The 25,773-nt window shown below is 71.4% G+C and carries 24 protein-coding genes and 1 riboswitch; of the genes, 12 read left to right on the top strand and 12 right to left on the bottom strand.

Annotated features, from left to right (window positions below; genetic code table 11):
* Positions 1-36: 36 nt before the first annotated feature.
* From ACZ3IJ_RS20400 to ACZ3IJ_RS20385, 4 genes are all read right to left on the bottom strand, one after another.
* On the bottom strand, positions 37-1,182 hold the full coding sequence (locus ACZ3IJ_RS20400) for an RNA polymerase sigma factor (RefSeq protein WP_467470069.1): 1,146 nt from the start codon (positions 1,180-1,182) through the stop codon (positions 37-39).
* 8 nt (positions 1,183-1,190) lie between these two features.
* Positions 1,191-1,598 (bottom strand): YciI family protein, encoded by a 408-nt coding sequence (locus ACZ3IJ_RS20395; RefSeq protein WP_467470066.1) that lies wholly within the window; start codon positions 1,596-1,598, stop codon positions 1,191-1,193.
* Positions 1,599-1,640: 42 nt separating this feature from the next.
* The gene (locus tag ACZ3IJ_RS20390) at positions 1,641-2,210 is read right to left on the bottom strand and encodes a GNAT family N-acetyltransferase (protein ID WP_467470064.1); all 570 of its coding nucleotides are present in this window, start codon (positions 2,208-2,210) and stop codon (positions 1,641-1,643) included.
* Between the two features lie 184 nt (positions 2,211-2,394).
* Positions 2,395-2,970 carry a TerD family protein gene (locus ACZ3IJ_RS20385; protein WP_352190192.1) on the bottom strand — a complete coding sequence of 192 codons (576 nt, stop codon included), beginning with the start codon at positions 2,968-2,970 and terminating at the stop codon, positions 2,395-2,397.
* Positions 2,971-3,108: 138 nt separating this feature from the next.
* On the opposite strand from ACZ3IJ_RS20385, the gene arfB reads away from it, so the two are divergent.
* Positions 3,109-3,546, top strand: coding sequence for an alternative ribosome rescue aminoacyl-tRNA hydrolase ArfB (gene arfB, locus ACZ3IJ_RS20380; protein WP_361676583.1), 438 nt, complete (start codon positions 3,109-3,111; stop codon positions 3,544-3,546).
* 80 nt (positions 3,547-3,626) lie between these two features.
* On the opposite strand, the gene ACZ3IJ_RS20375 is transcribed toward arfB, so the two are convergent.
* A complete protein-coding gene (locus ACZ3IJ_RS20375; protein ID WP_467470061.1) occupies positions 3,627-4,193 on the bottom strand; it encodes a flavin reductase family protein in 567 nt (188 codons plus the stop codon).
* 337 nt (positions 4,194-4,530) lie between these two features.
* Here ACZ3IJ_RS20375 and cdgB point away from each other — a divergent pair, with 337 nt between their 5' ends.
* Positions 4,531-6,153: a diguanylate cyclase CdgB gene (cdgB, locus tag ACZ3IJ_RS20370; protein ID WP_467470059.1), complete on the top strand. Its 1,623-nt coding sequence runs from the start codon at positions 4,531-4,533 to the stop codon at positions 6,151-6,153.
* A 107-nt stretch (positions 6,154-6,260) separates the two neighbouring features.
* A complete protein-coding gene (locus tag ACZ3IJ_RS20365) occupies positions 6,261-7,229 on the top strand; it encodes a CBM35 domain-containing protein (RefSeq protein ID WP_467470058.1) in 969 nt (322 codons plus the stop codon).
* A gap of 64 nt (positions 7,230-7,293) precedes the next feature.
* On the opposite strand, the gene ACZ3IJ_RS20360 is transcribed toward ACZ3IJ_RS20365, so the two are convergent.
* From ACZ3IJ_RS20360 to ACZ3IJ_RS20350, 3 genes are all read right to left on the bottom strand, one after another.
* Positions 7,294-8,220: a 1-phosphofructokinase family hexose kinase gene (locus ACZ3IJ_RS20360; protein ID WP_467470056.1), complete on the bottom strand. Its 927-nt coding sequence runs from the start codon at positions 8,218-8,220 to the stop codon at positions 7,294-7,296.
* Positions 8,221-8,344: 124 nt separating this feature from the next.
* Positions 8,345-9,490 carry an N-acetylglucosamine-6-phosphate deacetylase gene (gene nagA / locus ACZ3IJ_RS20355; RefSeq protein ID WP_467470054.1) on the bottom strand — a complete coding sequence of 382 codons (1,146 nt, stop codon included), beginning with the start codon at positions 9,488-9,490 and terminating at the stop codon, positions 8,345-8,347.
* Positions 9,490-10,428, bottom strand: coding sequence for an ROK family protein (locus tag ACZ3IJ_RS20350; RefSeq protein ID WP_391800340.1), 939 nt, complete (start codon positions 10,426-10,428; stop codon positions 9,490-9,492). Before ACZ3IJ_RS20350 ends, nagA begins: the two co-directional genes overlap by 1 nt.
* A gap of 209 nt (positions 10,429-10,637) precedes the next feature.
* Between ACZ3IJ_RS20350 and ACZ3IJ_RS20345 the strand changes: the two genes are divergently transcribed.
* Genes ACZ3IJ_RS20345 through otsB form a run of 3 tightly spaced genes read left to right on the top strand, consistent with a single transcriptional unit; the run spans position 10,638 to position 13,153 of the window.
* Complete coding sequence (locus ACZ3IJ_RS20345; protein WP_467470051.1) at positions 10,638-11,909, top strand: extracellular solute-binding protein; 1,272 nt, start codon at positions 10,638-10,640, stop codon at positions 11,907-11,909.
* A gap of 12 nt (positions 11,910-11,921) precedes the next feature.
* Positions 11,922-12,287, top strand: coding sequence for a DUF3263 domain-containing protein (locus ACZ3IJ_RS20340; RefSeq protein WP_467470050.1), 366 nt, complete (start codon positions 11,922-11,924; stop codon positions 12,285-12,287).
* A 23-nt stretch (positions 12,288-12,310) separates the two neighbouring features.
* Positions 12,311-13,153, top strand: coding sequence for a trehalose-phosphatase (otsB, locus tag ACZ3IJ_RS20335; protein WP_467470048.1), 843 nt, complete (start codon positions 12,311-12,313; stop codon positions 13,151-13,153).
* Positions 13,154-13,194: 41 nt separating this feature from the next.
* Here the strand turns inward: otsB and ACZ3IJ_RS20330 are convergent, their stop codons facing one another.
* The 4 genes from ACZ3IJ_RS20330 to ACZ3IJ_RS20315 all read right to left on the bottom strand — a co-directional run bounded on the left by ACZ3IJ_RS20330 (position 13,195) and on the right by ACZ3IJ_RS20315 (position 20,026).
* Positions 13,195-15,510 (bottom strand): immune inhibitor A domain-containing protein, encoded by a 2,316-nt coding sequence (locus ACZ3IJ_RS20330; protein WP_467470046.1) that lies wholly within the window; start codon positions 15,508-15,510, stop codon positions 13,195-13,197.
* A 186-nt stretch (positions 15,511-15,696) separates the two neighbouring features.
* Positions 15,697-17,136 carry an alpha,alpha-trehalose-phosphate synthase (UDP-forming) gene (locus ACZ3IJ_RS20325; RefSeq protein ID WP_467470044.1) on the bottom strand — a complete coding sequence of 480 codons (1,440 nt, stop codon included), beginning with the start codon at positions 17,134-17,136 and terminating at the stop codon, positions 15,697-15,699.
* A gap of 65 nt (positions 17,137-17,201) precedes the next feature.
* On the bottom strand, positions 17,202-19,028 hold the full coding sequence (locus ACZ3IJ_RS20320) for a DUF7927 domain-containing protein (RefSeq protein WP_467470042.1): 1,827 nt from the start codon (positions 19,026-19,028) through the stop codon (positions 17,202-17,204).
* A gap of 56 nt (positions 19,029-19,084) precedes the next feature.
* Complete coding sequence (locus ACZ3IJ_RS20315; RefSeq protein WP_467470040.1) at positions 19,085-20,026, bottom strand: glucosyl-3-phosphoglycerate synthase; 942 nt, start codon at positions 20,024-20,026, stop codon at positions 19,085-19,087.
* A 133-nt stretch (positions 20,027-20,159) separates the two neighbouring features.
* Positions 20,160-20,311: riboswitch (SAM riboswitch) on the top strand.
* 17 nt (positions 20,312-20,328) lie between these two features.
* Between ACZ3IJ_RS20315 and thrC the strand changes: the two genes are divergently transcribed.
* The 6 genes from thrC to ACZ3IJ_RS20285 all read left to right on the top strand — a co-directional run bounded on the left by thrC (position 20,329) and on the right by ACZ3IJ_RS20285 (position 25,764).
* Positions 20,329-21,621 (top strand): threonine synthase, encoded by a 1,293-nt coding sequence (thrC, locus tag ACZ3IJ_RS20310; RefSeq protein ID WP_383225932.1) that lies wholly within the window; start codon positions 20,329-20,331, stop codon positions 21,619-21,621.
* A 118-nt stretch (positions 21,622-21,739) separates the two neighbouring features.
* The gene (locus ACZ3IJ_RS20305) at positions 21,740-22,015 is read left to right on the top strand and encodes a MoaD/ThiS family protein (RefSeq protein ID WP_352191605.1); all 276 of its coding nucleotides are present in this window, start codon (positions 21,740-21,742) and stop codon (positions 22,013-22,015) included.
* Positions 22,016-22,456: 441 nt separating this feature from the next.
* The gene (locus ACZ3IJ_RS20300) at positions 22,457-22,660 is read left to right on the top strand and encodes a cold-shock protein (RefSeq protein WP_005315736.1); all 204 of its coding nucleotides are present in this window, start codon (positions 22,457-22,459) and stop codon (positions 22,658-22,660) included.
* A gap of 323 nt (positions 22,661-22,983) precedes the next feature.
* Positions 22,984-24,612, top strand: coding sequence for a chaperonin GroEL (gene groL / locus ACZ3IJ_RS20295; RefSeq protein WP_352191606.1), 1,629 nt, complete (start codon positions 22,984-22,986; stop codon positions 24,610-24,612).
* Between the two features lie 148 nt (positions 24,613-24,760).
* Positions 24,761-25,228, top strand: a complete 468-nt coding sequence (locus ACZ3IJ_RS20290; RefSeq protein WP_467470037.1) for an SRPBCC family protein — start codon at positions 24,761-24,763, stop codon at positions 25,226-25,228.
* A complete protein-coding gene (locus ACZ3IJ_RS20285) occupies positions 25,225-25,764 on the top strand; it encodes a GNAT family N-acetyltransferase (protein WP_467470035.1) in 540 nt (179 codons plus the stop codon). The genes ACZ3IJ_RS20290 and ACZ3IJ_RS20285 overlap by 4 nt, the downstream gene beginning before the upstream one ends.
* The last annotated feature ends 9 nt before the right edge of the window (positions 25,765-25,773 follow it).

The following is a 25,773-nucleotide window of genomic DNA, read 5'->3' as shown; positions in this document are numbered from 1 at the left end:
CGGGCCGGTCCGTACACCCCCGGCAGACCGGACCCGTCAGCCCTGCCCCTCGGTGTTGAGGCGGGCGGCCTGGCGTGTCAGGTAGTCGCGTTCGGCGAGGTTGGGGGCCCTGCGGGCCGCGTCGGCGTACAGCCGTGCCGCCGTCGCCCCGTCCCCGTCCCGCTCGTGCAGGTAGGCGGCGACCGCCGTGTGGCGCGGCAGGGAGTCGTCCAGTGCGGCGAGCGCCGCCAGGCCCGCGCGCGGGCCGTCGGCCTCGCCGACCGCCACCGCGCGGTTGAGCCGGACCACCGGACTGTCGGTCAGCCGCGCGAGCTCGTCGTACCACTCGACGATCTGCACCCAGTCGGTCTCCTCGGCGGTCGGCGCGTCCGCGTGGAGCGCCGCGATGGCGGCCTGGGCCTGGAACTCGCCGAGCCGGTCGCGGGCGAGGGCCGCCTGCAGGATCCGTACCCCCTCGGCGATCGCCCGGGTGTCCCATCGGCCGCGGTCCTGCTCGGCGAGCGGGACCAGGCTGCCGTCCGGTGCGGTCCGGGAGGCGCGCCGGGCGTGGTGGAGGAGCATCAGGGCGAGCAGCCCCGCCACTTCGGGATGGTCGATCACGGCCGCGAGCTGCCGGGTGAGCCGGACGGCCTCGGCGGCGAGGTCGACGTCTCCCGAGTAGCCCTCGTTGAAGACCAGGTAGAGGACGCGCAGCACGGTGGCGACGTCGCCGGGCTGGTCGAACCGCACCCCGGAGACGGTGCGCTTGGCCCGGCTGATCCGCTGCGCCATCGTCGCCTCCGGCACCAGGTAGGCGTGGGCGATCTGGCGGGTGGTCAGCCCGCCGACGGCGCGCAGGGTGAGCGCGACCGCGGACGAGGGCGTCAGCGACGGGTGGGCGCACAGGAAGTAGAGCTGGAGCGTGTCGTCCACCGCGGGTGCGGGGCCGGGCGGCGGCTCCTCGTCGACGCGGTCCTCGCGGCGGCGGCGGGCCGTGTCGGCCCGGGTCGCGTCGAGGAACTTGCGCCAGGCCACGGTGACCAGCCAGCCCTTGGGGTCCCGGGGAGGATCTGCCGGCCAGACGCGGACGGCCTCGACCAGGGCGTCCTGGACGGCGTCCTCGGCCGCCGCGAAGTCGGCTCCGCGGCGGACGAGGATCGCGAGGACGCCCGGTGTGAGGCTCCGGAGCTGTGCCTCGTCCATCGGTGAGGTCAGTCGGTGACGGTGGGCCGCACACCGTAGAACGGGCGCAGTTCCAGCCACTCGTGGATCGGCTTGCCGCCCGCCCCGGGGGCGGCCGACAGCTCCCCGGCCAGTTCGACGGCGCGGTCGTAGCTGTCGACGTCGATGATCATCCAGCCGGCGATGAGGTCCTTGGTCTCGGCGAAGGGGCCGTCGGTGACCGGCGGGCGCCCCTCACCGTCGTACCGGACCCACGCACCCTCGGGCGCGAGCGCCTGACCGTCGACGAACTCGCCGGACTTCTCCAGCCGGTCCGCGAAGTCCTGCATGTACTGCATGTGCGCCGAGATCTCCTCCGGCGTCCACCGGTCCATGGGGACGTCGTTCACCGCCGCCGGGGCGCCACGGTAGTGCTTGAGCAGCAGGTACTTGGCCATGATGGTTCTCCTCGGTGCTGATGCGACCCATTGTGGTCACGTTCACTTCGGGGACGGAGCCGGTTGCGCGTTCTCGACATCACCGCCGGACTTTTTCTCCGCGAGTCTCTTACGGAGGACGACGCAGGGCCGGGCGCGGGCGCGGTCGGGCCGGCGCGCGGTCTCCTCGTAGCCGAGGGCGGTCCAGAACGCGAGGGCCTTCGCGTTGTCCTCCAGGACCGCGAGCCTGAGTCCCGTACGGCCCGCGGCGCGGAAGCGGTCCTCGACGGCGGTGGCGAGCCGGCGGCCGTGACCGGTGCGGTGGGCGCCGCCCTCGATCATGAGCAGGCCGAGCCAGGGGTCGGGGTCGGCGGGGTCGGGGTGGTGGGCGAGCGTGACGGCGATCCCGACGAGCCGGCCCTCGGAGCGGGCCAGCAGCACCTCGGTGCCGGGCTGCGCGAACTCGTCGGCGAGGGCGGCGGCGACCTGTTCGGTCCGGATGTCGTCGGGGTCGGGGAAGTCGCCGGTGAGTTCGTGGAACGCCCGGTTCGAGGCGTACAGCACGGTGAGTTCGGTGAGCAGCGGGCCGGGGAGGGCGTGGGCCTCGGCCGGGGTGAGCGGTTCGACGATCACGCGGGCAAGGGTAGAGCCCCGGCGCGGTGGTCGCGCCGGGGCTCTCCCGGGGGACGGCTTCGGCCGCCTGTGCGGCTGCCTGTATGGCCGCCTGGCCGTGCGGCTGCCGGGCTGTGCGGTGGGCCCTGCCTGTGTGGGTGGGCCCTGCCTGTGTGGCTGAAGCCGTCCTACCGCCGTACGTACGTCAGAGGTTGACGCCGAAGTCGCGGGCGATGCCCTCGAGGCCCGAGGCGTAACCCTGGCCGACCGCGCGGAACTTCCACTCCTGTCCGTTGCGGTACAGCTCGCCGAAGACCATCGCGGTCTCGACGGCGGCGTCCTCGGAGAGGTCGTAGCGGGCGATCTCGGCGCCGCCGGCCTGGTTGATGATGCGGATGTACGCGTTCCGGACCTGGCCGAAGTTCTGCGTGCGGTTGACCGCGTCGTAGATGGAGACCGGGAAGACGATCTTGTCCACGTTCGGGGGCAGCGCGGCGAGGTTCACGTTGATCTGCTCGTCGTCGCCGCCGCCCTCGCCGGTGCGGTTGTCACCGGTGTGGACGATGGTCTGGTCCGGCGTGGACTTGTTGTTGAAGAAGACGAAGTGCGCGTCGGAGGCGACCTTGCCGGCGGCGTCGACGCCGATGGCCGAGGCGTCGAGGTCGAAGTCCGTGCCGGTGGTCGTGCGGACGTCCCAGCCGAGGCCCACGGTGACGGCGGTCAGGCCCGGAGCCTCCTTCGTCAGGGAGACATTGCCGCCCTTGGACAGGCTTACAGCCATGGGATGTGCCTTTCTTCGTGACCTTCGTGATGTCGTCACACGGGATAACGCGGACGGTGCCCCGCCGGTTCCACGGTCCAGGACCGGTGTCGCCGCGGTGCGAAAACAGGATGACGTGCGGGAGCCCGTCCGGGGAACATGGATGACATGTCCGGTCCCTATCTGATCCGCGGCTCCGTCTCGCTGCCCGAGGCCGAGCTCATGTGGCGTTTCTCGCGGTCGTCGGGGCCGGGCGGGCAGCACGTCAACACCAGTGACTCGCAGGTGGAGCTCCGTTTCGACCTGGCGTCGACGGAGGCGCTGCCCGAGGTCTGGAAGGCACGCGCCCTCGAACGGCTGGCCTCGCGGCTGGTCGGCGGGGTCGTGACGGTCCGCGCGTCGGAGCACCGCTCGCAGTGGCGCAACCGCGAGACGGCGGCGGTGCGTCTCGCCGCGCTCCTCGCGGAGGCGACGGCCCCGCCGCCGAAGCCGCGCCGGGCGACGAAGATCCCGCGGGGGATCAACGAGCGCCGGCTGAGGGTGAAGAAGCAGCGCTCGGAGACGAAACGGGGCCGCCAGGGCCGCGACTGGGGCTGACGGGCGAGTGGGGCCGACCCGCGAATGGGGCCGGCACGTGGGCGAACCCTGTGCCGCGCCTGTGCCGCGTCCTCGGCGGCTCAGGCCAGGTGCCGGTACTTGCCCCGGAAGTACGTCAGCGGGGAGTCCTGCGTCGCGCTCGGCACCGAGGACGTCAGGACGCGGGCCACCACCAGGGTGTGATCGCCCGCCACCACGCGGTTCTCCGTACGGCATTCGAGCGTCGCCAGCGCGCCGGTCACCAGGGGCGCGCCGCTCTCCTCGCCCCGGGTGCACGGGATGTCCGCGAAGAGGAGACGGTCGCTCACCCGGCCCTTCATCGCGAAACGGCCGGCGACGTGGCGCTGGTTCTCCGCGAGTACCGAGACCGCCCAGACGGGGACCTCCGTCAGCAGGTCGTCCATGCGGGAGCCGTTGCGCAGGCTCACCATGACCAGCGGCGGGTCCAGGGAGACCGACATGAACGCGGTCGCGGTCATCCCGACGTCCTCGCCGCGCGGCCCGTCGTCCGGGTCGTGGGCCGTCACCAGGACCACGCCCGCCGCGAGGCGGGACATCGCCGCCCGGAACTCGTCGTTGCTCACCCCCTCAGCATGAGGGATCGCCAGATCCGAGGTGGGGGGCGAGGTGAGGGTCGTCGTCAGCACATCCGCACGCTAGCTCCGCCCCGCGGACCGCGACATCGGGCCCCGGGACCAGACCGGGCACCCCCGCCGGTCCTAGGACCTCGGTCCCGGAAGCGGTGACACGTGAAGCCCCTGCTGGTCGCCCGCCGTTCACTTTGCGTTCAGGAAGGGTGGGGGTCGGTTACGGGTACCCCCTGGCACGCTTCATCACGTCTTGTGACTTGAGTCACAGAGCGCAGTATTTGTTGACCCTGTGTACCGGGTGCACAGCTCGCTGTGATTCAGTGGCGGAGACAGTGCAGTACGAGAGCCGATGAGAACCCTGGAGTTGCTGTCGAGGTCTCGGGGAGAGCGAGCGATGGAGACCGAGTCGGAGCCGTACGTCCGTCTTGCGACCCTGCGGCAGCTGCATCAGGTCGTGGCCGACCTCAATACAGCCCGCAGTCTGGCGGACACCCTGCAGACCGTCGCCGACGGCATCGTCGCGGGCCTCAACTATGAGCTGGCCTGCGTCAACCTCGTACGCCCCGACGGTGATCTCGTCGTCGCCGCCTTCGCCGGCAGTCCCGCGGCCGAAGCACTGATCACCGGCCGTGTCGGCTCCCGCTCGTCCTGGGAACGCCGTCTCTCCATGGGTGTCGCCTGGGGTGACCTGCGGTTCATACCGCACACCGAGGGCTGGGTCCTCATCGAGGACGACGTCCCCCAGTGGCACACCGAAGGCCCCGCCCCGCGCTTCGAGGACGAGTGGCATCCGCACGACCGCCTCTACGCCCCGATGTACTCCTCCGGCTCCGGACGCGAGCTTCTCGGTGTCATCTCCGTCGACCGGCCCCGCAACGGCAGGCACCCCGGCCCCTGGGGCCAGGAGGCCCTGCAGATGTACGCCTCGCAGTCCGCGATTGCGATCAGCAACGCCCGGCTGCGAGCAAACATGCAGCGCGCCCTGGTCCGTCTGGAGCGCGAGCAGCAGGCCCTGCGCGCCAGTGAAGAGTCGTTCCGCCAGGCCTTCGAGTACGCGCCCTCCGGCATGGCCATCGCGGAGATGGGCGGCGACCAGCACGGCCGGCTGCTGCGCACCAACGACGCCCTCTGCCGGCTCCTCGGCCGGCCCGCCTCCGTGATGCGCCGCTACTCCTTCGCCGACCTCGTCCACCCCGAGGACATCGGGACCCTGCTGCGCACCTCCGCGGAGGGCGGCCGCGCCGAGCTGCGGCTCGGCCGCCGCGACGGGACGTACGTCTGGGTCTCCCTCCGTAACTCGGTCGTCGCCGACACCGCCGACGGGCCCCGCTTCCTCCTCACCCACGTCGAGGACATCGAGGAGCGCAAGCGCCACGAGCTGCAGCTCGCCCACCGCGCCTCCCACGATGCGCTCACCGGCCTGCCCAACAGCGCCGAGCTGCGCTCCCGGCTCAGCGCCCGGCTCTGCGAGCGCCCGCACGCCACCCCAGAGACCGACTACGACGCCCCGTACGGGCACGAGCACGGCTTCGGCTTCGACGCCGGGCCCGGCGCCGGCGGGCCGTACGACCACCACGTCCACTCCGTCGCGCCCGCCGGCGGGGAGATCGACGACGGCACGAAGGGGCTCGCGGTGCTCTTCTGCGACCTCGACGGCTTCAAGTCGATCAACGACCGGTTCGGGCACCACACCGGCGACGCGGTCCTCATCGAGGTCGCCCGGCGGCTCACCACCGGCGTACGGGACGGGGACACGGTCGCCCGTCTCGGAGGTGACGAGTTCGTCGTCCTCGCCGACGGCCTGGGCGCCGCCGACGCCGCGGACCTCGCCGTAAGGCTCCGAAACGCGATCATTCCGCCGATCCGGGTGGACGGCCGGGCGGTCCGGGTCGGGGCGAGTTTCGGCATCGGCTGGGCCGAGTGCGGCATGACCGTCGAAGAGGTCCTGAACTCCGCCGACCAGCGGATGTACATCGAGAAGCGGTCGCGCGCCAAGGTCCACCGGCGCGCCGGATAGCCGCCCACGGCACCCCTCCTTGTCAAGGACCGGATCGTCGACTTCCCCGTTCGGGGTAGGCTCGGCCGGTCGGCGACGGCTGGCGAGCATGGGATAGGAGTGACCGGATGGCTGCCGGTAACGACGGCGCGAACACGCCCGAGAACGACGATCCGTTCGGCTACCTGTACGCGGACGGCCAGGCGGCGGGCGCCCAGCCCCCGGGTCAGGGCGGTGGCTACGGCTACCCCGGACCGGCCGCGCAGCCGGGTGTCCCGCGAACCTCGTACAACCAGGTCAGAACGGTCGGCGAGCGCCAGTACGGCGGCCAGCAGCAGTACGGTCCGCCGCCTGGGCAGGTTCCGCAGCAGCCGGGGTACGGACAGCCGCATCCGCAGTACGCGGCACCCGAGACGTACCCGGGCAACCAGCAGACCCGGCAGTCGCCGATCCCGTCCCAGCGCGGCGGTGGCGGCGGCCGCGGCCCCAACACGCGCGGCCTGCTGGTCGGCGCGATCGCGGTCGTCGCGGTCGTCGTGATCGGAATCACGGCCGCCATCATCACCAACAAGGGCGGCGAGGAGACCGACGGCGGCACCGCGGGCGGCAAGCCGACCGGCGGTTCCTCGGAGGTCACCGAGAGCCCGAGCGCCGAGCCCAGCCCCGACGACTCCCCGGCGGCGCTGCCGCAGCAGGACGCGGCGGTCCTCCAGCTCGGCGGCAGCGCGCACCTCGAGAAGACCATCAAGGGCGCGAAGGGTGCGGGCGGCACCTACGTGGCCGGATTCAACAGCGTCGGTGCGTCCGCGACCTGGAAGACCGAGGTCCCCGAGGCCGGTACGTACAAGATGGAGGTCCGGTACGCGGTCCCCGCGAAGGACGCCAACGCCACCGTGACCGTCAACGACAAGGCGAACACGAACCCGATGAACCTGAAGAACTTCATCGGTTCGTCGGACCCGAACCTGGAGAAGAACTGGCAGACCACCTGGTCGCAGGTCTCGCTCCAGAAGGGCCAGAACACGATCAAGCTCTCCTGCGAGCAGGGGAACCAGTGCGACGTGATCCTCGACTGGGTGAAGATCAGCAACCTCTGAGCCGGCCGGCTCATGGGAGAGGCCCCGCGAGAACCGACCGGTTCTCGCGGGGCCTCTCGCTGCGTTACGCGGCCGCCGGCTGTTCGGTGACCGTCACGCGCGGCAGCAGGTCCTCGTACGCGCCGCGGTCGAACTCGCCCGCCACCGGGGAGAGGACCGTCGCCGCCGAGAGGGCGACCGCCTGGGTGAGGCGGTCCGGCCAGGGGAGGCGGTCGACCAGGCCGGCGAGGAGGCCCGCGACGGCCGAGTCTCCGGCGCCCGTCGGGTTGCCCTTCACCGCGGCCGGCGGGGACGCGTGCCAGAGGCCGTCGGGGGTCGCGGCCAGCATGCCCTGGGGGCCCAGCGAGGAGACGACCGCGTGCGCGCCGCGGCGGCGGGCGTCGCGGGTGGCGCGGTGCGGTTCGCGCGAGCCGGTGAGCTGGGCCAGCTCGTCGGCGTTCGGCTTGACCACGTCGGGGCGGGCCGCGATGCCGCGCCGCAGGGGCTCGCCGCTGGTGTCGAGGAGGACGGGGACGCCGGCGGTGCGGGCGAGCCTGATCAGCTCGGCGTACGCGCCGACGTGGATGCCGGGCGGGAGGCTGCCGCAGAGGGCCACCGCGGAGGCGCCGGCGAGGAGGCCGGTGTAACGGGCCGTGAGGGTCGTCCACTCGGCGGGGGTGATGGCCGGGCCCGGCTCGTTCAGCTGGGTGGTGTCGCCGGTCGTGGTGTCGGCGATCGCGACGGTGCGGCGGGTGTGTCCCGCGATCGGGACCAGCTCGTCGCGGACCGGGGTCGCCGCCAGGTGCCCGCGCAGGATCTCGCCGGTGGAGCCGCCCGCGAAGCCGGTCACGACCGCCTCGTGGCCGAGGGCCGCGAGGACGCGGGCGACGTTGAGGCCCTTGCCGCCGGGGCGTTCGATCACCTGCGTCACGCGGTGGGAGGCGTGCGGGGTGAGGGCGGGGACGCGGTACGTGAGGTCGAGCGCCGTGTTGAGGGTGACCGTGAGAATCACCTGCCGTACCCCCGTAGCCCGTCGAAAGTTCCTGGAACAGCCGTAGAACGCGCCACGATCATGCCAAAAGGAAGGCGGTTGGCCCAGTCCCCGGACCAACCGCCGTACCGCTGATGGGGCGATATCACGCCAGGTCGGGCTCAACCACCCAAGCGCCCTTGCGCATCACGCCCTTGACGTCGAAGGCCGCGTCGAGGACGACGAGGTCGGCGTCCTTACCGGGTTCGAGCGAGCCGACCCGGTCGTCGATGCCGAGCACCCGGGCCGGGTTGGCGGAGATGGCCTGGACGACGGACTCGACGGGCAGCCCGTCGACGGTCGCGGCCCGCTTGAACGCGCGGTCCAGGGTGAGGGTCGAGCCCGCGATGGAGCCGCCCTCGACGAGCCGCGCGACGCCCTCCTTCACCTCCACGGCCAGGGGGCCGAGCGAGTAGAGCCCGTCGCCGAAGCCCGCCGCGTCCATGGCGTCCGTGATGAACGCGACCCGCCGCGGCCCGGCGTGATGGAACGCCAGCTCCAGGGCGGCCGGGTGCAGATGGGTGCCGTCGTTGATCAGCTCGACCGTGATCCGCTCGTCCTCCAGGAGCGCGGCGATCGGGCCGGGGGCGCGGTGGCCGAGGGTGGGCATCGCGTTGTAGAGGTGGGTCGCCACGGTGGCGCCCGCGTCGATGGCCTCGACGGTCTGCTCGTACGTCGCGTCGGTGTGGCCGATCGCGGCGACCACGCCGTGCTCGGCGAGCAGGCGTACGGAGTCGATGCCGCCGGGCAGTTCGGTGGCGAGGGTGACCATCCTGGCCTGGCCGCGGGCGGCGTCGATGAGCTTGCGGACGTCGGCCGGGTCGGGGTCGCGCAGCAGCGTCTCGTCGTGCGCGCCCTTGCGGCAGGGCGCGATGAACGGGCCCTCGAAGTGGATGCCCGCGATCTCGCCCTGTTCGGCGAGTTCGGAGAGCAGCCCGGCGCGGGTGCTCAGGAAGTCCATCTCGCCGGTCACGAAGGAGGCGACGACGGTGGTGGTGCCGTGCAGCCGGTGGGTGTGGACGCCGGTGAGGATCTGGTCCACGGTGCCGGAGGTGAACGAGGCGCCGCCGCCGCCGTGGTTGTGCATGTCGACGAAGCCGGGGACGACCCAATGGCCGGTGAGGTCGATCGCGGGCGCGTCGGCGGGCGCGGCGCCCGCGATGCGACCGCCGTCGACGATCACCCGTCCGTTCTCGACGATGCCGGTCGGCAGCACCACACGGGCACCGGCGAGAACTGTGGAAACGGCCATCAGGCGGATACCTCCGAGTCGAGGGAGAGAAGATCCCAGGCGAGGAGGCCCGCGCCCAGGCATCCGGCGGTGTCCCCGAGGGCCGCGGGGACGACGGCGGGCAGTTTCTGGAACGTGACGCGTTCCTCCACGGCGGCCCTCAGTGGTGTGAACAAGGTTTCCCCGGCCTCGGCGAGACCGCCACCGATGATGAGCGTGCGGGGGTCCAGGAGGGTGAGCGCGGTGACCAGGCCGTCGGCGAGCGCGTCGACGGCGTCCTGCCAGACCTGTACGGCCCTGGCGTCACCGGACTCGACGGCCTTGGCGCAGTCGGCGGCGTCGGCGTCCGGGTCGCCGGAGGCGGCGGCCCAGGCGAGGGAGACGGCGGAGGCGGAGGCGTACCGCTCCAGGCAGCCGCGCTGGCCGCAGCCGCACTCGGTGCCGCCGGGGCGGACGACGATGTGGCCGATCTCGCCTGCGTAGCCGTGGGCGCCTGCCTCGATGACACCGCCGATGCCGATGGCGCCGGCGATCCCGGTGCCGAGCGGTACGAAGAGGAAGCGGTCGGCGCCGTTCCCGGCGCCGATCCGGCCCTCGGCGAGGCCGCCGGTGCGGACGTCGTGGCCGAGTGCGACCGGGATGCCGTCGAGGCGCTCGCTGAGCTGGGCGCGCATCGGGACGTCGCGCCAGCCGAGGTTGGAGGCGTAGACGGCGATGCCGTTCTCGGCGTCGACGATGCCGGGGACGGCGACTCCGGCGGCCGCGGCGGGCTCGCCGTACCGCTCCAGTCCGTAGGCGCGCAGCTCGGCGGCGAAGTCGAGGATCGTCTCGACGACGGCCTCGGGGCCGCGCTCGCGCCCGGTGGCGCGCCGTGCCTCGTGGAGCAGGGTGCCGTCCGCGCCGACGAGGGCGGCCTTCATGCCGGTGCCGCCCACATCGAGGGCGATGACGTGTCTCACGGGAACAGTCTCGCGCGTGCGGGGCCGAAAGGTCTAGTCCACTGGCCGATATTGTTGCGCACGGATACAAATCCGGGTGACGGCCGCCCGGGCGCGGCTTCACAAGGTCTCCACCGGATCCCGAAGGCCTACCCAAGTGGTGTAGACCTTATGCTTCCTCTTCTGTGAAAATCACAGCTCAACGACGAGCATGAGGGTGGGGCGACGCTGTGCAGCGGCGATTTCTTGGACTGACCGCGACGTTCGCCGCGCTGGGCATGACCGCGGGACTCTCCGGCTGCGGTCTCACCGGTGGCGACTCCGGCGACGTGACCCTGAAGCTGGTCGCGGCCGACTACGACCTGACCGGTGGCGACACCACCAAGAAGTACTGGGAACAGCTCACCACCGCCTACGAGGCGGAGCACCCCGGCGTCCAGGTCGAGGTCCAGATCGAGTCCTGGAACGACGTCGACCGGAAGGTCGCCGAGATGGTCAAGGCGGGCCAGGCCCCCGACATCGCCCAGATCGGCGCCTACGCCGACTACGCGGCGGCCGACGAGCTCTACTCCGCCGACGAGCTGCTCTCCATACCCGTCCAGGCCAACTTCCAGGCCCCCCTCGCCTCCGCCGGCGAGCACAAGCGCACCCAGTACGGCCTGCCCTTCGTCGCCTCCACCCGGCTGCTCTTCTACAACGAGGACCTCTTCGAGCGGGCCGGCATCAGCAAGCCGCCGGCCACCTGGGACGAGCTGGCCGCCGCCGCGCAGAAGCTCAAGGCCAAGGACGTCACCTACCCCTTCGCGCTGCCGCTCGGCCCGGAGGAGGCGCAGGCCGAGACGATGATGTGGCTGCTCAGCGGCGGCGACGGCTACACCGACGGCACCGACCGCTACCGGATCGACTCCGAGCAGAACGTCGAGACCTTCGACTGGCTGAAGTCGAACCTGGTCCAGAAGAAGCTCACCGGACCCGTCGCCCCCGGCAAGCTCAACCGCAAGGACGCCTTCGCCGCCTTCTCGCGCGGTGAGGTCGGCATGCTCAACGGCCACCCCTCGCTCATGCAGGAGGCCGAGAAGAAGGGCGTCAAGGTCGGCAAGGTCGCGCTGCCCGGCGTGAACGGCAGGTCCAAGGCGTCCATGGGCGTCGCCGACTGGATCATGGGCTTCAAGCAGAACGGACACCGCGAGGAGATCGGGGACTTCCTCGACTTCGTCTTCAGCGACGAGAACGTGCTGAAGTTCGCGGGCGACAACGACCTGCTGCCGGTGACGGTCAGCGCGTTCTCCCGGATGGAGAGCGACGAGGAGCACGCGAGCCTGCGCGAGTTCCTCACGGAGCTGCCGAACTCGCAGCTCCCGCCGGTCGGCAAGACGTCCTGGGCCCAGGTCAGCGACCTCGTCAAGCAGAACATCGGCAGGGCCGTCACCCCGGGTGCGAAGCCCTCGGACGTGCTGGGCGAGATCGCACGAGCGGCGACGGCGGCCGAGGGCGCGGAGTAATAGGTTGTTCGTATGACCGACACGAGCGACTCCGGACCCGTCGACGAGCGGCTCGGCGACGGGGCCCGTGACGCGGAAGCGGGCCACGCGGGAGCCGGTGACGCGGGAGCCGGTGACGCGGGAGCGGGCGAGGCGGAAGCGGGTCCCGGTGACACCGGGCTCCGGGAGCGGGAGCGCGCCGTGCTCGCCGTCGAGCGCCGCTCCTGGCCCGGCCCCGGTGCCAAGGAGCGCGCCGTCCGCGAGCAGCTCGGCCTCTCCGCGACCCGCTACTACCAGCTCCTCAACGCCCTCCTCGACGACCCGCGCGCCCTCCGGCACGACCCGGTGACCGTCAACCGGCTGCGCCGGGTCCGTGCCGAGAAGGAGCAGCGCCGGTGAGCCGGCGTCGGTAGGGTCGTCGTATGGTCAGCAGCCTTCCGCACCCGACCACGTCCGCAGGCCGCGACGGTCTGGCCGCGCTTCTCGCGCGGCCGGAGAAGGCCGTCGTCGCCCTCGACTTCGACGGGACGCTCGCCGAGATCGTCCCCGACCCCGAACAGGCCCGTGCCCACCCCGGCGCCGTCCCCGCGCTCGCCGCCCTCGCCCCGCGGATCGCCTCGGTGGCGGTGGTGACCGGCCGTCCCGCGGGCGTGGCGGTACGGTACGGCGGCTTCGCCGGTGTCCCCGGCCTCGAACGCCTCGTCGTCCTCGGCCACTACGGCGCGGAGCGCTGGGACGCGGTCACCGGCACCGTCCAGGCCTCCGCCGTCCACCCCGGAGTGGCGTCCGTACGCGCCGAACTCCCCGGCTTCCTCGCCGGCGTGGGCGCGTGGCCGGGCACCTGGATCGAGGAGAAGGGCCGCGCGGTCGCCGTGCACACGCGCCGCTCGACCGACCCCCAGGCGGCGTTCGAGGCCCTCAAGGCCCCGCTCGCCGACCTCGCCACCCGCCACGGCCTGGTCCTCGAACCCGGCCGCATGGTCCTCGAACTGCGCCCTCCCGGCATGGACAAGGGCGTGGCGCTCGCGGAGTACGTACGGGAGGTGGGCGCCGGGTCCGTCCTGTACGCGGGGGACGACCTGGGCGACCTGCCGGCCTTCGCGGCCGTGGAGAAGCTCCGCTCGAACGGCACTCCGGGCCTGCTGGTCTGCAGCGGCTCGACGGAGGTCAAGGAGCTCGCGGACCGCGCCGACCTGTCGGTGGCGGGGCCGCAGGGGGTGGTGCGGTTCCTGACGGACCTGGCGCAGGCGGTGCGGGAGGCCTGAGAGGCCCCGCACCGCCCGCGCGGGGTGGTGCGCGCCGGGTGTCAGTGCGCGGCCGGGTTGACCACGCTGATCGTCAGGTCGTCACCGGCGTCGCCGGTCACCGTGACCTTCACGCCGTGGCCCGCGACCTTGACGCTGGCCTGCGGTGCGGCCGGGTCGTAGTACGCGTTCGGGTCCGTGTCGTCGAAGACCGCGATGCCCGGGACCGACGGCGCGCACGCCGCCATGGTGACGACCGTCTGGCTCTTGCCCTTGCCCGTCAGGGCCTCCTTGTGGAGGCAGGTCGCGTCCGTGGCCTCCAGGCCGAAGGTCGCGTCGAAGGGCTGACGGCGGTTGCTGGGGGCGGTGCCGTCGGCGAACCGGAACGGAGCCGGACGGGCGTCCACCGCCATGGCCTGGCCGCCGCCCGGGTGCGCGCTGACGTTGTTGTCGTCGTAGGACCGGTCGACGTACCAGACCAGCATGCCGTTCTGGTACCGGAAGAACTCCACCCAGTCGGGTGCCGTGACGCCCTTGCTGAACTGGTAGGGGCCCTCGGCCAGGAGTGCGTCGCTGCCGACGTACTCGCGGTTCTCCACCAGGTAGTAGCGCGGGTACGTGGCCGTCTCGGTGCCGGTCGAGATCTTCCAGCGGCCGCCGGCGGTCCAGCCGCCGACGCCCTGCTCGACGTCGTCGCTCGCCAGCGTCGTCCCGCCGGCGGAGAACGAGATGTCGTCCAGGAACGCGCCGGCGAAGTGGACACCGCCGTCCGTCTGGTAGCGGAAGCGGAACAGCGAGGCCTTGCCCTGGGTGTCGTACGCGTACCGCAGCGTCGTCCACTTGCCGGCGGAGGAGCCGTCGACGGCCGCGCCCGCGCGGGCCCAGGTCGTGCCGCCGTCGAGGGAGTACTCGGCGAAGAGGTAGTCGAAGTCGGCCTCGATCTCGTACCAGGCGCTCGCCTTGACGGTGACGCGCGAGGCGGCCGGGACCGACCGGGTGAGGGACTGGTTCAGGCCGTCCGCCGACCCGGTCCACCAGGCGTGCGTGCCCGAGGTCGGGGTGGCGTAGCTCGTGCTGCTCGTCTTGTCCGGCAGGGCGACGCGGACCGCCTGCTCCTTGCCGGTGACCTGGAGCTGCGCCGGGTTCAGGGTGTACGAGCCGGAGGTGCCGAGCTCGGCGTTCGCGTGGTCGAGCCAGCCGAGGAACAGCTTCTCCTCGGCGCCCATCAGGCCCGGGTGGGTGCCGATGCCGGCGTTGGCGGAGGCGCCGTGGCTCAGCCAGGAGCCGGAGCTCATCAGTGTCCAGAAGGCGGTGGAGTTCTCGCCGCCGTCGGTGTCGTAGTAGTCCGGCAGGCCGAGATCGTGGCCGAACTCGTGGCAGAAGACGCCGAGTCCGCCGTTCTCGCCCTCGGTGGTGTAGTCGCCCAGCCAGTACTTCGACTGGCCGATCCGGGCGCCGCCCGCCTTGTTCTGGGTGCCGGCGACGTCAGGGCCGGTGAGGCCGAAGTCGTCACCGTTGACGTACCAGCGATGCGACCAGATGGCGTCCTCGCCCTGTGCGCCGCCGCCCGCGTCCTCGCCCATGCCGGCGTGGACGGCCTGGAAGTGGTCGATGTAGCCGTCGGCCTCGTCGAAGTCGCCGTCGTGGTCCCAGTCGTTGCGGTCCCAGACGTCGAACTGGGCGAGGTAGGCGTCGATCTCCGCCGGGGTCTCGCCCGCCGCGATCCGGGCGTTCCACCAGGCGTCGCCGGTGTCCTGGACGAAGGCCCACGAACCGCCGTTGTCCTCGACGGCGTTGTCGCCGTAGAGGGAGGCGTTGCCGGGGACCTTGACCCAGTCCTCGACGGTGTTGGTGACCGAGTAGCGGCCGCCCGACAGCTTCTCGTAGTACGTCTTCATCGACTCGCCGGAGCCGTTGAAGAGGTTCTCGTAGTACGCCTTGTCGAAATCGGCGGTCCAGGCATTGGAGTTGTCCACGGTCCGGTCCGGCCGGGGTATCTCGTTGTGGAGCGGGCCGGGGACCGTGCCGTACTTCCCGGCTGCCTGGTCGCCGAACTCGGAGAGGATGGTGAAGATCTTCTCCTCGCGGACGGCCGTGGTGGTCGTGGTCTCGACGAACTTGCCGGGGGCCACCTCGACCACTCCGCGGGCGTCAGCCTTGGCCTTCCCCTTGGCGATCTTGTCGATCGCCTGCTCGCGCAGCTCGGTGCGTTGCTTCGTGAGCGGTCCTGGACGGTTGTCGGACCGGGGCGCGGAGGCCGTCCCCGAGGCTTCCGACGACGTGTTCTGGAGCTCCTGCGCCACGGCGGGCTGTAGCCCCGTGGCGAGGAGCGCGGTGAGCGCCGACCCGATGGTCATGCCCACGACAAATCTCTTCACGTCTGCGATCCCTTCGCATGCATGCGTCGCATGGTTCGCGTGGTTCTCTTCGTCGCCTGCGGATCGCCTGGGGGAACGATCGCGGCAGAGTCTGACACGAAAGGAGTCGCTGCGAGGAGGGGTTGATCGCGGAAAATCCGCCGCCGCGGACCGGCTTCCACCGGACCGCGGCCAGGGGCGCGTCGGTCAGGCCCGACGCAGGGCGTCCAGCTGGTCCAGGAACCACCGCTGCGGCGGCCGCGCGGTCGCGGCGGCGGCCAGGCGCTTCGAACGGTCCGCGCGCTCGGCGGGGGGCATCGTCAGCGCGCGGTGCAGGGCGCGGGCGGTCTCCGAGACGTCGAACGGATTGACCGTCAGGGCGTCCTCGCGCAGCTCGTCGTAGGCGCCGGCGCCCGTGGAGAGCACCAGCGCGCACCCCGCCTCCGAGACCACCGGGATCTCCTTCGCCACCAGGTTCATCCCGTCGCGGACCGGGTTGATCAGCGCCACGTCCGCCAGCCGGTACGCCGCGAGGGAGCGCGGGAAGTCGTCCTTCACCGACAGCAGCACCGGCTGCCAGTCGTCGGTGCCGAACTCGGTGTTGATCTCCTCCGCGAGCCGGGCGACCGCCGCCGTGTAGGAGCGGTAGACCTCCAGGTCCTGGCGTGAGGGGTACGCCGAGGCCAGGTGGACGACCCCGCCCCGCCACTCCGGGCGCTCGCGGAGCAGCTCCCGGTACGCCAGCAGGCCACGGACGATGTTCTTCGACAGTTCCGTGCGGTCCACCCGCACGATCGTCCTCCGGTCGCCGATCTCGGCCCGCAGCGCGGCCAGCCGGTCGTCGACCTCGGGGGTGTGGGCGAGCGAGCGGAGGTCGTCGCCGTCGACACCCAGGGGATGGACCCGGACGCGGGTGCGCCGCGGCTCTCCCCCCGCCTTGCGGTGGTGCACCCCCTGCCAGGGATCACCGCTCGGCGTGGATCCGTCCGCCGACCCGCGCGCGCTGTCGACATGCGCGCCGGCGACGAACGACGACGCCCATCCCCAGGTGTGGAAGCCGAGCTCGTCCGCGCCGAGCATCCCCCACAGAAGCTCCTCGCGGACGTCCTCGGGCAGCATCCGCATGTACTCCGGCGAAGCCCACGGCGTGTGCGTGAAGTGGCCGATCCGCAGGTCCGGCCGCAGCTCGCGGAGCTGCCCGGGGACCAGCGCCAGGTGGTAGTCCTGCACCAGGACCGCCGCGCCCTCGTCGGCCCGGGCCGCCAGCTCCTCGGCGAAGGCCCGGTTGTAGGCGCGGTACGACTCCCAGCGGCGCCGGAACTCCGCGTCGAAGACCGGCTCGTGGGGCACGTCGTACAGATGGTGGTGGAGGAACCACAGCACCGAGTTCGCGATCCCGTTGTACGCGTCGGCGTACACCTCGGGGGCGATTCCCAGCATGCGCACACCGGGCTCGGTCACCCCGCGCCGCACCGCCTCGCGGTCGCCGTCGCCGAGCGCCGCGCACACCCACACGCTGTCCTGGGAGGACACGGCGCTCAGCCCGGAGACGAGACCGCCCCCGCCGCGCCGGGCGGTGAGCGTCCCGTCGGCGGCGAGGGCGTACGAGACCGGACCCCGGTTGGACGCCACGAGCACAGAAGCCATGTCGCGAACCTAGCCCGTCACGTAAACGCTCAAACGTACGTATACAAGTCTGGCGAATCCACGCCTCATGGCTCGCGGCGCCCGCGGAGGGCCGCCTTGGCCACCACACCGGTGGCGGCCATGGCCAGTGCGAGACCGGCCAGCAGCCACAGCCGCTCGCCGCTCGATCCGGTCTCGGCCATCGTGCCGCCGGGGCCGTGCGGGCCGTGGGGGGCTGTGGCGCGCGGCGCGTGGGTGGCGGGGGCGGCGAGCAGGCCGACCTCGGGCTCGCTCGGATCCGGGTACGGGTACGGGGTCGGCGTCGGATCCCCTGTCGGCGAGGGGGATGCGGTGGCGTCCGGACCCTCCGGGCCCTCCGCGGCCTTCGGGTCCACCGGGTCCGTCCGCTTCGGGGTCGGGGTCGGAGCCGGAGTCTCGGTCCCGGTGGTCGTAGCAGTCGGCGTGGGTGTGGGTGTGGGTGTGGGCGTCGCGCTCGGCTTCGGCAGGGCGATGACCGGGGTCACGGCACAGGCCGGATCCTCGCTGCCCGGACCGCAGTTGGTGCGCGGCGACGCGGCCTCGACGCCACTCGTCAGCCTGCCGTCACCGCGCACCGGGTCGTCGACCGTCATCGAGTAGGTGATCCTCGCCGTCGCGCCCGCCGGAATGTCGCCCGTGTAGGCGATCGAGCGCCCGTCGTACGTCGCGGTACCGATCGACGCCTTCACGTCGCCGTTGTAGACGGCGTCGTCCAGGTTGCCCGTCAGGTCGTCGCCGAACCGGGCGTCCTGATGGTCGAGGCGGCCGGTGTTCCTCGCCGTGATCGTGTACGTGACGGTGTCGCCGGGCTTCACCTTCCGCGGGTTCGCCGTCTTGGTGATCTCCAGGTCAGGCACCGGTACGGAGAAGGCGAGCGCGGAGGGCACGTACGTGTCGCCCGTCGGGGTGAACGTCAGCTCCGTCGAACGGGCGCCCTCCGGAAGGGTGCCCTCCGGGATGTCGAACGCTGTGACGAGGGAGGCGCCCGTGCCACCGGAGGGGTGGGCCGCGGTGACGCTCCTGCCGTCCACGAGGAAGGTGGCGCCCGGTGCGTTCCCGCCGCCGTAGGCCGTCACGCTCGCCCGCGCCCGGCCCGCCGTCCGGTGGAAGCCGTCGACGGCGACCGTGGTCGCGGGGGAGGTGGGCCGCTGGAGGACGTGCCCGCCGTAGACGCGGACGGCCCGCCGTTCCGGGGCGAAGGCCGGCTCGGGGCCGGGGAACTCGTGGACCACCGTCAGGGACCAGCCCGCCACACAGCCCGTGCCCCGCGCCGTCCAGATGCCGCCGACCGCGACCGTCGCGTCGGTACCGCTCACGCCCGCGAACGCGGCCGTGACGTCCGACTCGCCCGTGTAGTGATGCGCGCCGCCGATGTCGGCCGGGTCGGTCACCATGCTGTCGATCGAGACCGTCGTCTCCCGGCCCGCCCCGACCTTGATGCGCGGTTCGGTGGTGGCGTGGTCGCCCGACGTGGTCGCGGCCTCGCGGCCGGAGCCGGCGCACCGCTTCGCCAGGGCCCCACTGGCCGTTCTGTACGTGCCGTCGTGCCCGCCCCAGAAGAGCCGGGCGTACGCGACCTTGGCGCCGGCCGGGATCATGACGCGGGCGGTCCCGGAGCCGGTCCCGGAGCCGGGCTCGTCGCCGGACCCGGACCCGGACTCGGCCCCGGAGCCGGACTCGGCCCCCGAGCCCGTCCCGGTGCCGGCGGTCACGGCCGCGGTGGCGCCGATGGTCGTGAAGTCGCCGTACAGCGAGGCTTCGTAGCGTTTGCCGAAGGGCTCCACCACGTCCGCCGCCGCCGGACCGGCCGCGGCGAGGGTGAGCGAGCCGAGGGAGCCGACGGCGAGGCCGAGCGCCGCCGGAAACGTGGTCATTCGTGGGGTGAACGGCATGGAACGGAAATGTATGCAAAAAGCATCATCATCCGGCGCTACGCCACGCGGCGGTGCGTGTACTCCGCGATGTCGATCATCGGCGGCCGCTCCTCGGTGTCCACCGCGTACGTCCGCGGGGTGAAGCCGTCGTCGCCCCGCTCGAACTGTGTCAGCCGGGGCCGCACGAGATGCCCGCGGGAGAGCCGCAGCTGCGCCGTCCGGTAGATCGCCGCCGCCATCCTGCCCAGCGCGCGGCCGTCCTGGTGCCGGTGCTTGCGGACGCCGACGTCGACCTGGGCGAGCGCGTCCAGGCCGACCGTGTGGAGCGCGTCCACGAGCAGGCCCAGCTCCACTCCGTAACCGACCGGGAACGGCAGCCGTTCGAGCAGCGAGCGCCGCGCCGCGTACTCGCCGCCGAGCGGCTGGACGAAGCCGGCCAGCTGCGGCCAGTGCAGATTGAGCAGCGGCCGTGCCACCAGCTCGGTCACCCGCCCGCCCTGACCTGGGGAGTCGCCCAGCGGACGGTCGTACATGGCCTTCACGAAGTCGACGTCCGGTTCGGTGAGCAGCGGGCCGACGATCCCGGTGACGAAGTCCGCGGAGAAGTCCCGCAGATCCGCGTCGACGAAGCAGACGATGTCCCCGCGCGTCACCATCAGTGACCGCCACAGCACCTCGCCCTTGCCGGGCACGGCCGGAATCCGGGGCAGGATCGCGTCGCGCGCCACGACGCGCGCCCCGGCCGCCGCCGCGAACTCCGCCGTACGGTCGGTGGAACCGGAGTCGATCACCACCAGCTCGTCCACGAGCGGCACCGCCTCGGTCATCAGCTCCCGGCGGATCACGGAGACGATGTCGCCGACCGTCGCCTCCTCGTCGAGTGCGGGCAGGACGACGCTCACCGTCGTCCCGTGCTTCGCCGCCAGAATGCGGTCGAGCGAACGGTCCGCCACGGACCAGGACCGCCGGCCCAGCCAGCGCTCCACTTCCTCCAGCACGTGATCTCCATCTCGCGGTTCGGACGGCAGGTTCAACCCTCCGGGCCTTCGGTTACAGTCTTGAACAACGCGGATGCCCGATGCATGTCGGGGTCCCACCCGCGTCTGACAACCGCTTCACACAATCGAATACCGCTCATCCAGAGGGGCAGAGGGAAACGGCCCGTTGAAGCCCCGGCAACCCTCCAGTCGGTCTCGTCCGCGACACACGCGCCAGCGAGGCTCCCGGCTAGGGAAGGTGCCAAATCCGTCTCATGACGACATTCGTCATGGGAAAGATGAGGAGAAAGGGCCTCGCCTCCATGGCTGTACAGACTGTTTCCACCGAAACCTCCCGGACCGTCGATCTCGGTCCCGCTTCGGGCCTTTCCTGCCGGGAATGCGGTGAAGTCTTCCCGCTCGGCCCGATCTTCGCCTGCGAGCTCTGTTTCGGCCCGCTCGAAGTCGCCTACGACCTTCCCACCGGTGACCCCGAGGCGCTGCGCAAGCAGATCGAGGCGGGCCCCGCCAACATCTGGCGCTACGCCCCGCTGCTGCCCGTCCCGGCCGACGTCGCAGAGAAGCCGAACCTGAACCCCGGCTGGACCAAGCTCGTCCAGGCCGACAACCTCGCCCGTGAGCTGGGTGTCGAGCCCGGCAAGCTCTTCGTCAAGGACGACTCCGGCAACCCGACGCACTCCTTCAAGGACCGCGTCGTCGCCCAGGCCCTTGAGGCGGCCCGCGCCTTCGGCTTCACCACGCTGTCCTGCTCCTCCACCGGCAACCTGGCCGGCGCCGTCGGCGCCGCCGCCGCCCGCGCCGGCTTCCGCTCCTGCGTGTTCATCCCGCACGACCTGGAGCAGGGCAAGGTCGTCATGGCCGCCGTCTACGGCGGTGAGCTGGTCGGCATCGAGGGCAACTACGACGACGTCAACCGCTTCTGCTCCGAGCTCATCGGCGACCCGCTGGGCGAGGGCTGGGGCTTCGTCAACGTCAACCTGCGTCCGTACTACGGCGAGGGCTCCAAGACGCTCGCGTACGAGATCTGCGAGCAGCTGGGCTGGGTGATCCCGGACCAGCTCGTGATCCCGATCGCCTCCGGCTCGCAGCTCACCAAGATCGACAAGGGTCTGCAGGAGCTCATCAAGCTGGGCCTCGTCGAGGACAAGCCGTACAAGATCTTCGGCGCGCAGGCCGAGGGCTGCTCGCCGGTGTCGGCCGCCTTCAAGGCCGGTCACGACGTCGTACGGCCCCAGAAGCCGAACACCATCGCCAAGTCGCTGGCGATCGGCAACCCGGCCGACGGCCCGTACGTCCTGGACATCGCCCGCCGCACGGGCGGCGCGGTGGAGGACGTCGACGACGAGCAGGTCGTCGAGGCGATCAAGATCCTCGCCCGCACGGAGGGCATCTTCGCCGAGACGGCGGGCGGTGTGACGGTCGGCGTGACGAAGAAGCTGGTCGAGGCCGGCCTCATCGACCCGGCCCTCACCACGGTCGTACTCAACACGGGTGACGGCCTCAAGACGCTGGACGCGGTGGCCGATACCTCGCAGGCGACCGCGACGATCCGCCCGAGCCTGGACGCGTTCCGTGAGGCAGGCCTGGCGGGCTGACGCCCGCGACCGCCGAGGTGCGGGACCGGCCGGTGACCCGGCCGCGCCCGCACCCCGCCACCCCGTCCTCGTCCGCCCAGCCCCCGCCCCGCCCGAAGCCACCGAAGGTGAACACCCCATGAGCGTGAAGGTCCGCATCCCCACCATCCTCCGCACCTACACCGGCGGCCAGGCCGAGGTCGCCGCCGAGGGCGCGACCCTGTCCGAGGTCATCGCAGACCTGGAGAAGAACCACGCGGGCATCGCGGCCCGTGTCCTGGACGACCAGGGCAAGCTGCGCCGCTTCGTGAACGTCTACGTCAACGACGACGACGTCCGCTTCGAGCAGGGCCTGGAGACGGCGACGCCGGACGGCGCCGGCGTCTCGATCATCCCGGCCGTCGCCGGAGGCTGACCGTCCGGCGCGGTGCGGGCGGCCCGGCCGTCTCGGCGCCCCGCGTTACCCGGCGTAACCGAATTGCCCCTTCCGCGAGAGAAGCGGAGGGGGCAATTCTGCATGGTTGAGCGCGGTAGAGTTGGGGAAGTCCCCCCGGCTTTCCCCCGCTGCTCGTGCCAGACGCATATGAGAATGCGCCCGCACGCGACAAGAAGCAGCCAAAGTGCACGTGCGTTGTGTACCTTTCTGCGCGCTTTGCCGGGCCCGACTTGCCCCGGAATTCAGTGAATTCTCCTCAATTCTCCTTTACGCCATGCCCAGAATTCTCGCCCGATTGACCTGTTGCAGAGGGCAGTTGGGCAGATACATTCAGCCGCGGTCGACGCGTTCCGGCGCAGGGTCTGACCCGGGGTCGCGAAGTGCGGTCCCGCGCAAGGGCCAGTAATAGGGGAGTTAGGCATGGCTCAGGGCACCGTCAAGTGGTTCAACGCGGAGAAGGGCTACGGCTTCATCGCGGTCGACGGTGGTGCGGATGTATTCGTCCACTACAGCGCGATCCAGATGGACGGCTACCGCACCCTTGAAGAGGGTCAGCGGGTCGAGTTCGAGATCTCGCAGGGCCAGAAGGGTCCGCAGGCGGACATGGTCAAGCTCGCCGTCTGAGCACGGCGCGATCGGCCACCACGTACGCACTCACGCGTTCTCACGCCGAGGGGTCCGCATCCTGACCGGGATGCGGACCCCTCGTGCGTGCGCGGGGAGGTGGCGGCGGCCTCTCTCGATCTGTGGGAGTCGCTTGCACTCGCATGGGCCGAGTGCTAATCATTGGCGTTAGCACTCTGAAGGTGAGAGTGCTTACGAGGATCGGGCAGACGAGGTCCGCGGCCAGGTGGGGCAAGGAACCACAGGGCACGCAGGCCGTCCGTCGCGGGCGTCGGCGCGGTCCTGGAGCGTTATCCACCCCATGTCCGGGAGGACCACTTCACATGGCCAAGATCATCGCGTTCGACGAGGAGGCACGGCGCGGTCTCGAGCGCGGGATGAACCAGCTCGCCGACGCCGTCAAGGTCACCCTTGGCCCCAAGGGCCGGAACGTCGTCCTCGAGAAGAAGTGGGGCGCCCCCACGATCACCAACGATGGTGTGTCCATCGCCAAGGAGATCGAGCTCGAGGACCCGTACGAGAAGATCGGCGCCGAGCTGGTCAAGGAAGTCGCCAAGAAGACGGACGACGTCGCCGGTGACGGTACGACCACCGCGACCGTCCTCGCCCAGGCGCTCGTCCGCGAGGGCCTGCGCAACGTGGCGGCCGGCGCCAACCCGATGGCCCTCAAGCGTGGCATCGAGAAGGCCGTCGAGGCCGTCTCCGGCGCCCTGCTCGAGCAGGCGAAGGATGTCGAGACCAAGGAGCAGATCGCTTCCACGGCCTCCATCTCCGCCGCCGACACCCAGATCGGCGAGCTCATCGCCGAGGCGATGGACAAGGTCGGCAAGGAAGGCGTCATCACCGTCGAGGAGTCCCAGACCTTCGGTCTGGAGCTGGAGCTCACCGAGGGTATGCGCTTCGACAAGGGCTACATCTCGGCGTACTTCGCCACCGACATGGAGCGTATGGAGGCGTCCCTGGACGACCCGTACATCCTGATCGTCAACTCCAAGATCTCCTCCGTGAAGGACCTGCTCCCGCTGCTGGAGAAGGTCATGCAGTCGGGCAAGCCCCTGCTGATCATCGCCGAGGACGTCGAGGGCGAGGCCCTGTCGACCCTGGTCGTCAACAAGATCCGCGGCACCTTCAAGTCCGTCGCGGTCAAGGCTCCGGGCTTCGGCGACCGCCGCAAGGCCATGCTGAACGACATCGCCATCCTCACGGGCGGCACGGTCATCTCCGAGGAGGTCGGTCTCAAGCTCGAGAACGCCGGCCTCGACCTGCTGGGCCGCGCCCGCAAGGTCGTCATCACCAAGGACGAGACCACGATCGTCGACGGTGCCGGTGACAGCGAGCAGGTCGCCGGTCGCGTCAACCAGATCCGCGCCGAGATCGAGAACTCGGACAGCGACTACGACCGCGAGAAGCTGCAGGAGCGCCTGGCGAAGCTCGCCGGCGGTGTTGCGGTCATCAAGGCCGGTGCCGCGACCGAGGTCGAGCTCAAGGAGCGCAAGCACCGCATCGAGGACGCCGTTCGCAACGCGAAGGCGGCCGTCGAGGAGGGCATCGTCGCCGGTGGTGGCGTGGCCCTGCTCCAGGCCTCCAACGTCTTCGAGAAGCTCGAGGCCGACCTCTCGGGCGACGAGGCCACGGGTGCCGCGATCGTGAAGCTGGCCCTCGAGGCCCCGCTGAAGCAGATCGCCGTCAACGCCGGCCTCGAGGGTGGCGTCGTGGCGGAGAAGGTCCGCAACCTGCCCGTCGGCCACGGCCTGAACGCCGCGACCAACGAGTACGTCGACCTCATCGCCGAGGGCATCATCGACCCGGCGAAGGTGACGCGTTCCGCCCTGCAGAACGCGGCCTCCATCGCCGCGCTGTTCCTGACCACCGAGGCCGTCATCGCCGACAAGCCGGAGAAGGCCTCCGCGGCCGCTCCGGGCGGCATGCCGGGCGGTGACATGGACTTCTGAGCCTCGGCTCGGTAGTTCCTCGCTGTACGCGACCGAGGGCGGCACCCCTGCTGGGGGTGCCGCCCTCGGGCGTTCGGGGTGATGCTGGTGGGGTGGGGGTGGTCAGCCCCTCCCGGAAGCGGAGCCTCTCGGAAGGCGGGAGCGATCCATGATCACGCTGCTGACGACACCGGCCGACCGCGAGCTGGTCATCACCCGGACCTTCGACGCCCCGCCCGCCCGTGTCTGGGAGGCGTGGACGAAACCCGAGCACGTGCGTCAGTGGTACGGCGTGGCGGCCCTGCCCACGGTGATCTCCGACGTCGACCTCAGGGTCGGCGGCGCGTGGCGCTGGGGCCAGAAGGCCCCCGACGGACGGGAGATCGTCTTCTCGGGCACGTACGAGGAGATCGTCCCGAACGAGCGCCTCGTCTACACCGAGGTCTTCGAGCTCATGCCGGGGCCCCCGGTCCATGTCACCCTCACCTTCGACGACACCCCGGACGGCGGCACGGCGCTCACCAGCACATCGATCTGGCCGTCCTCGGAGATCCGCGACCAGGCGCTGGCGACGGGGATGGAGGCAGGGGTCAAGGAGGAGTACGACCGTCTCGCGGCCTATCTGGGGACGATGTGAGCCTCGACGTGCCGCGGCTGCCCGCGGGGGCGTACGACCTGCGCCCCTGGGAACGCGCGGACCTCCCGCTCGTGGAGGAGGCGTCGACGGACCCGTACATCCCGCTGACCACCACGGTCCCGCCGGTGTACTCGGAGGCGGAGGGCGAGGGGTTCGTACGCCGCCAGTGGCATCGCTCGGAGTCGGGCGCGGGCTACTCCTTCGTCATCGTCCGCCGTCGCGACGACCGCCCCGCGGGCATGATCGGCCTCTGGCTCCGCGACCTCCCCGAGGGCCGCGCGACCGTCGGCTACTGGGTCGCCCCCTCCTGCCGGGGCGAGGGCGCGGCCGGCGCGGCGCTGACGGCGCTGAGCGCGTGGGCCATGGGCGAACTGGGCATCCCCCGACTCCAGTTGCTCGTCGAACCCTGGAACGAGGCCTCGGCGAAGACGGCGGAACGAGCCGGCTTCGCCCGGGAGGGCCTGCTGCGGTCCTGGCAGGAAGTGGGCGGGGAACGACGGGACATGGTGATGTACGGGCGGGTGCGGGTGCCGTAGGGGAGTCAT

Source organism: Streptomyces sp. NPDC013317 (assembly GCF_055563155.1).
The sequence above is the reverse complement of the archived record's forward strand: the minus strand, read 5'-3'. Positions and strand labels throughout refer to the sequence as shown.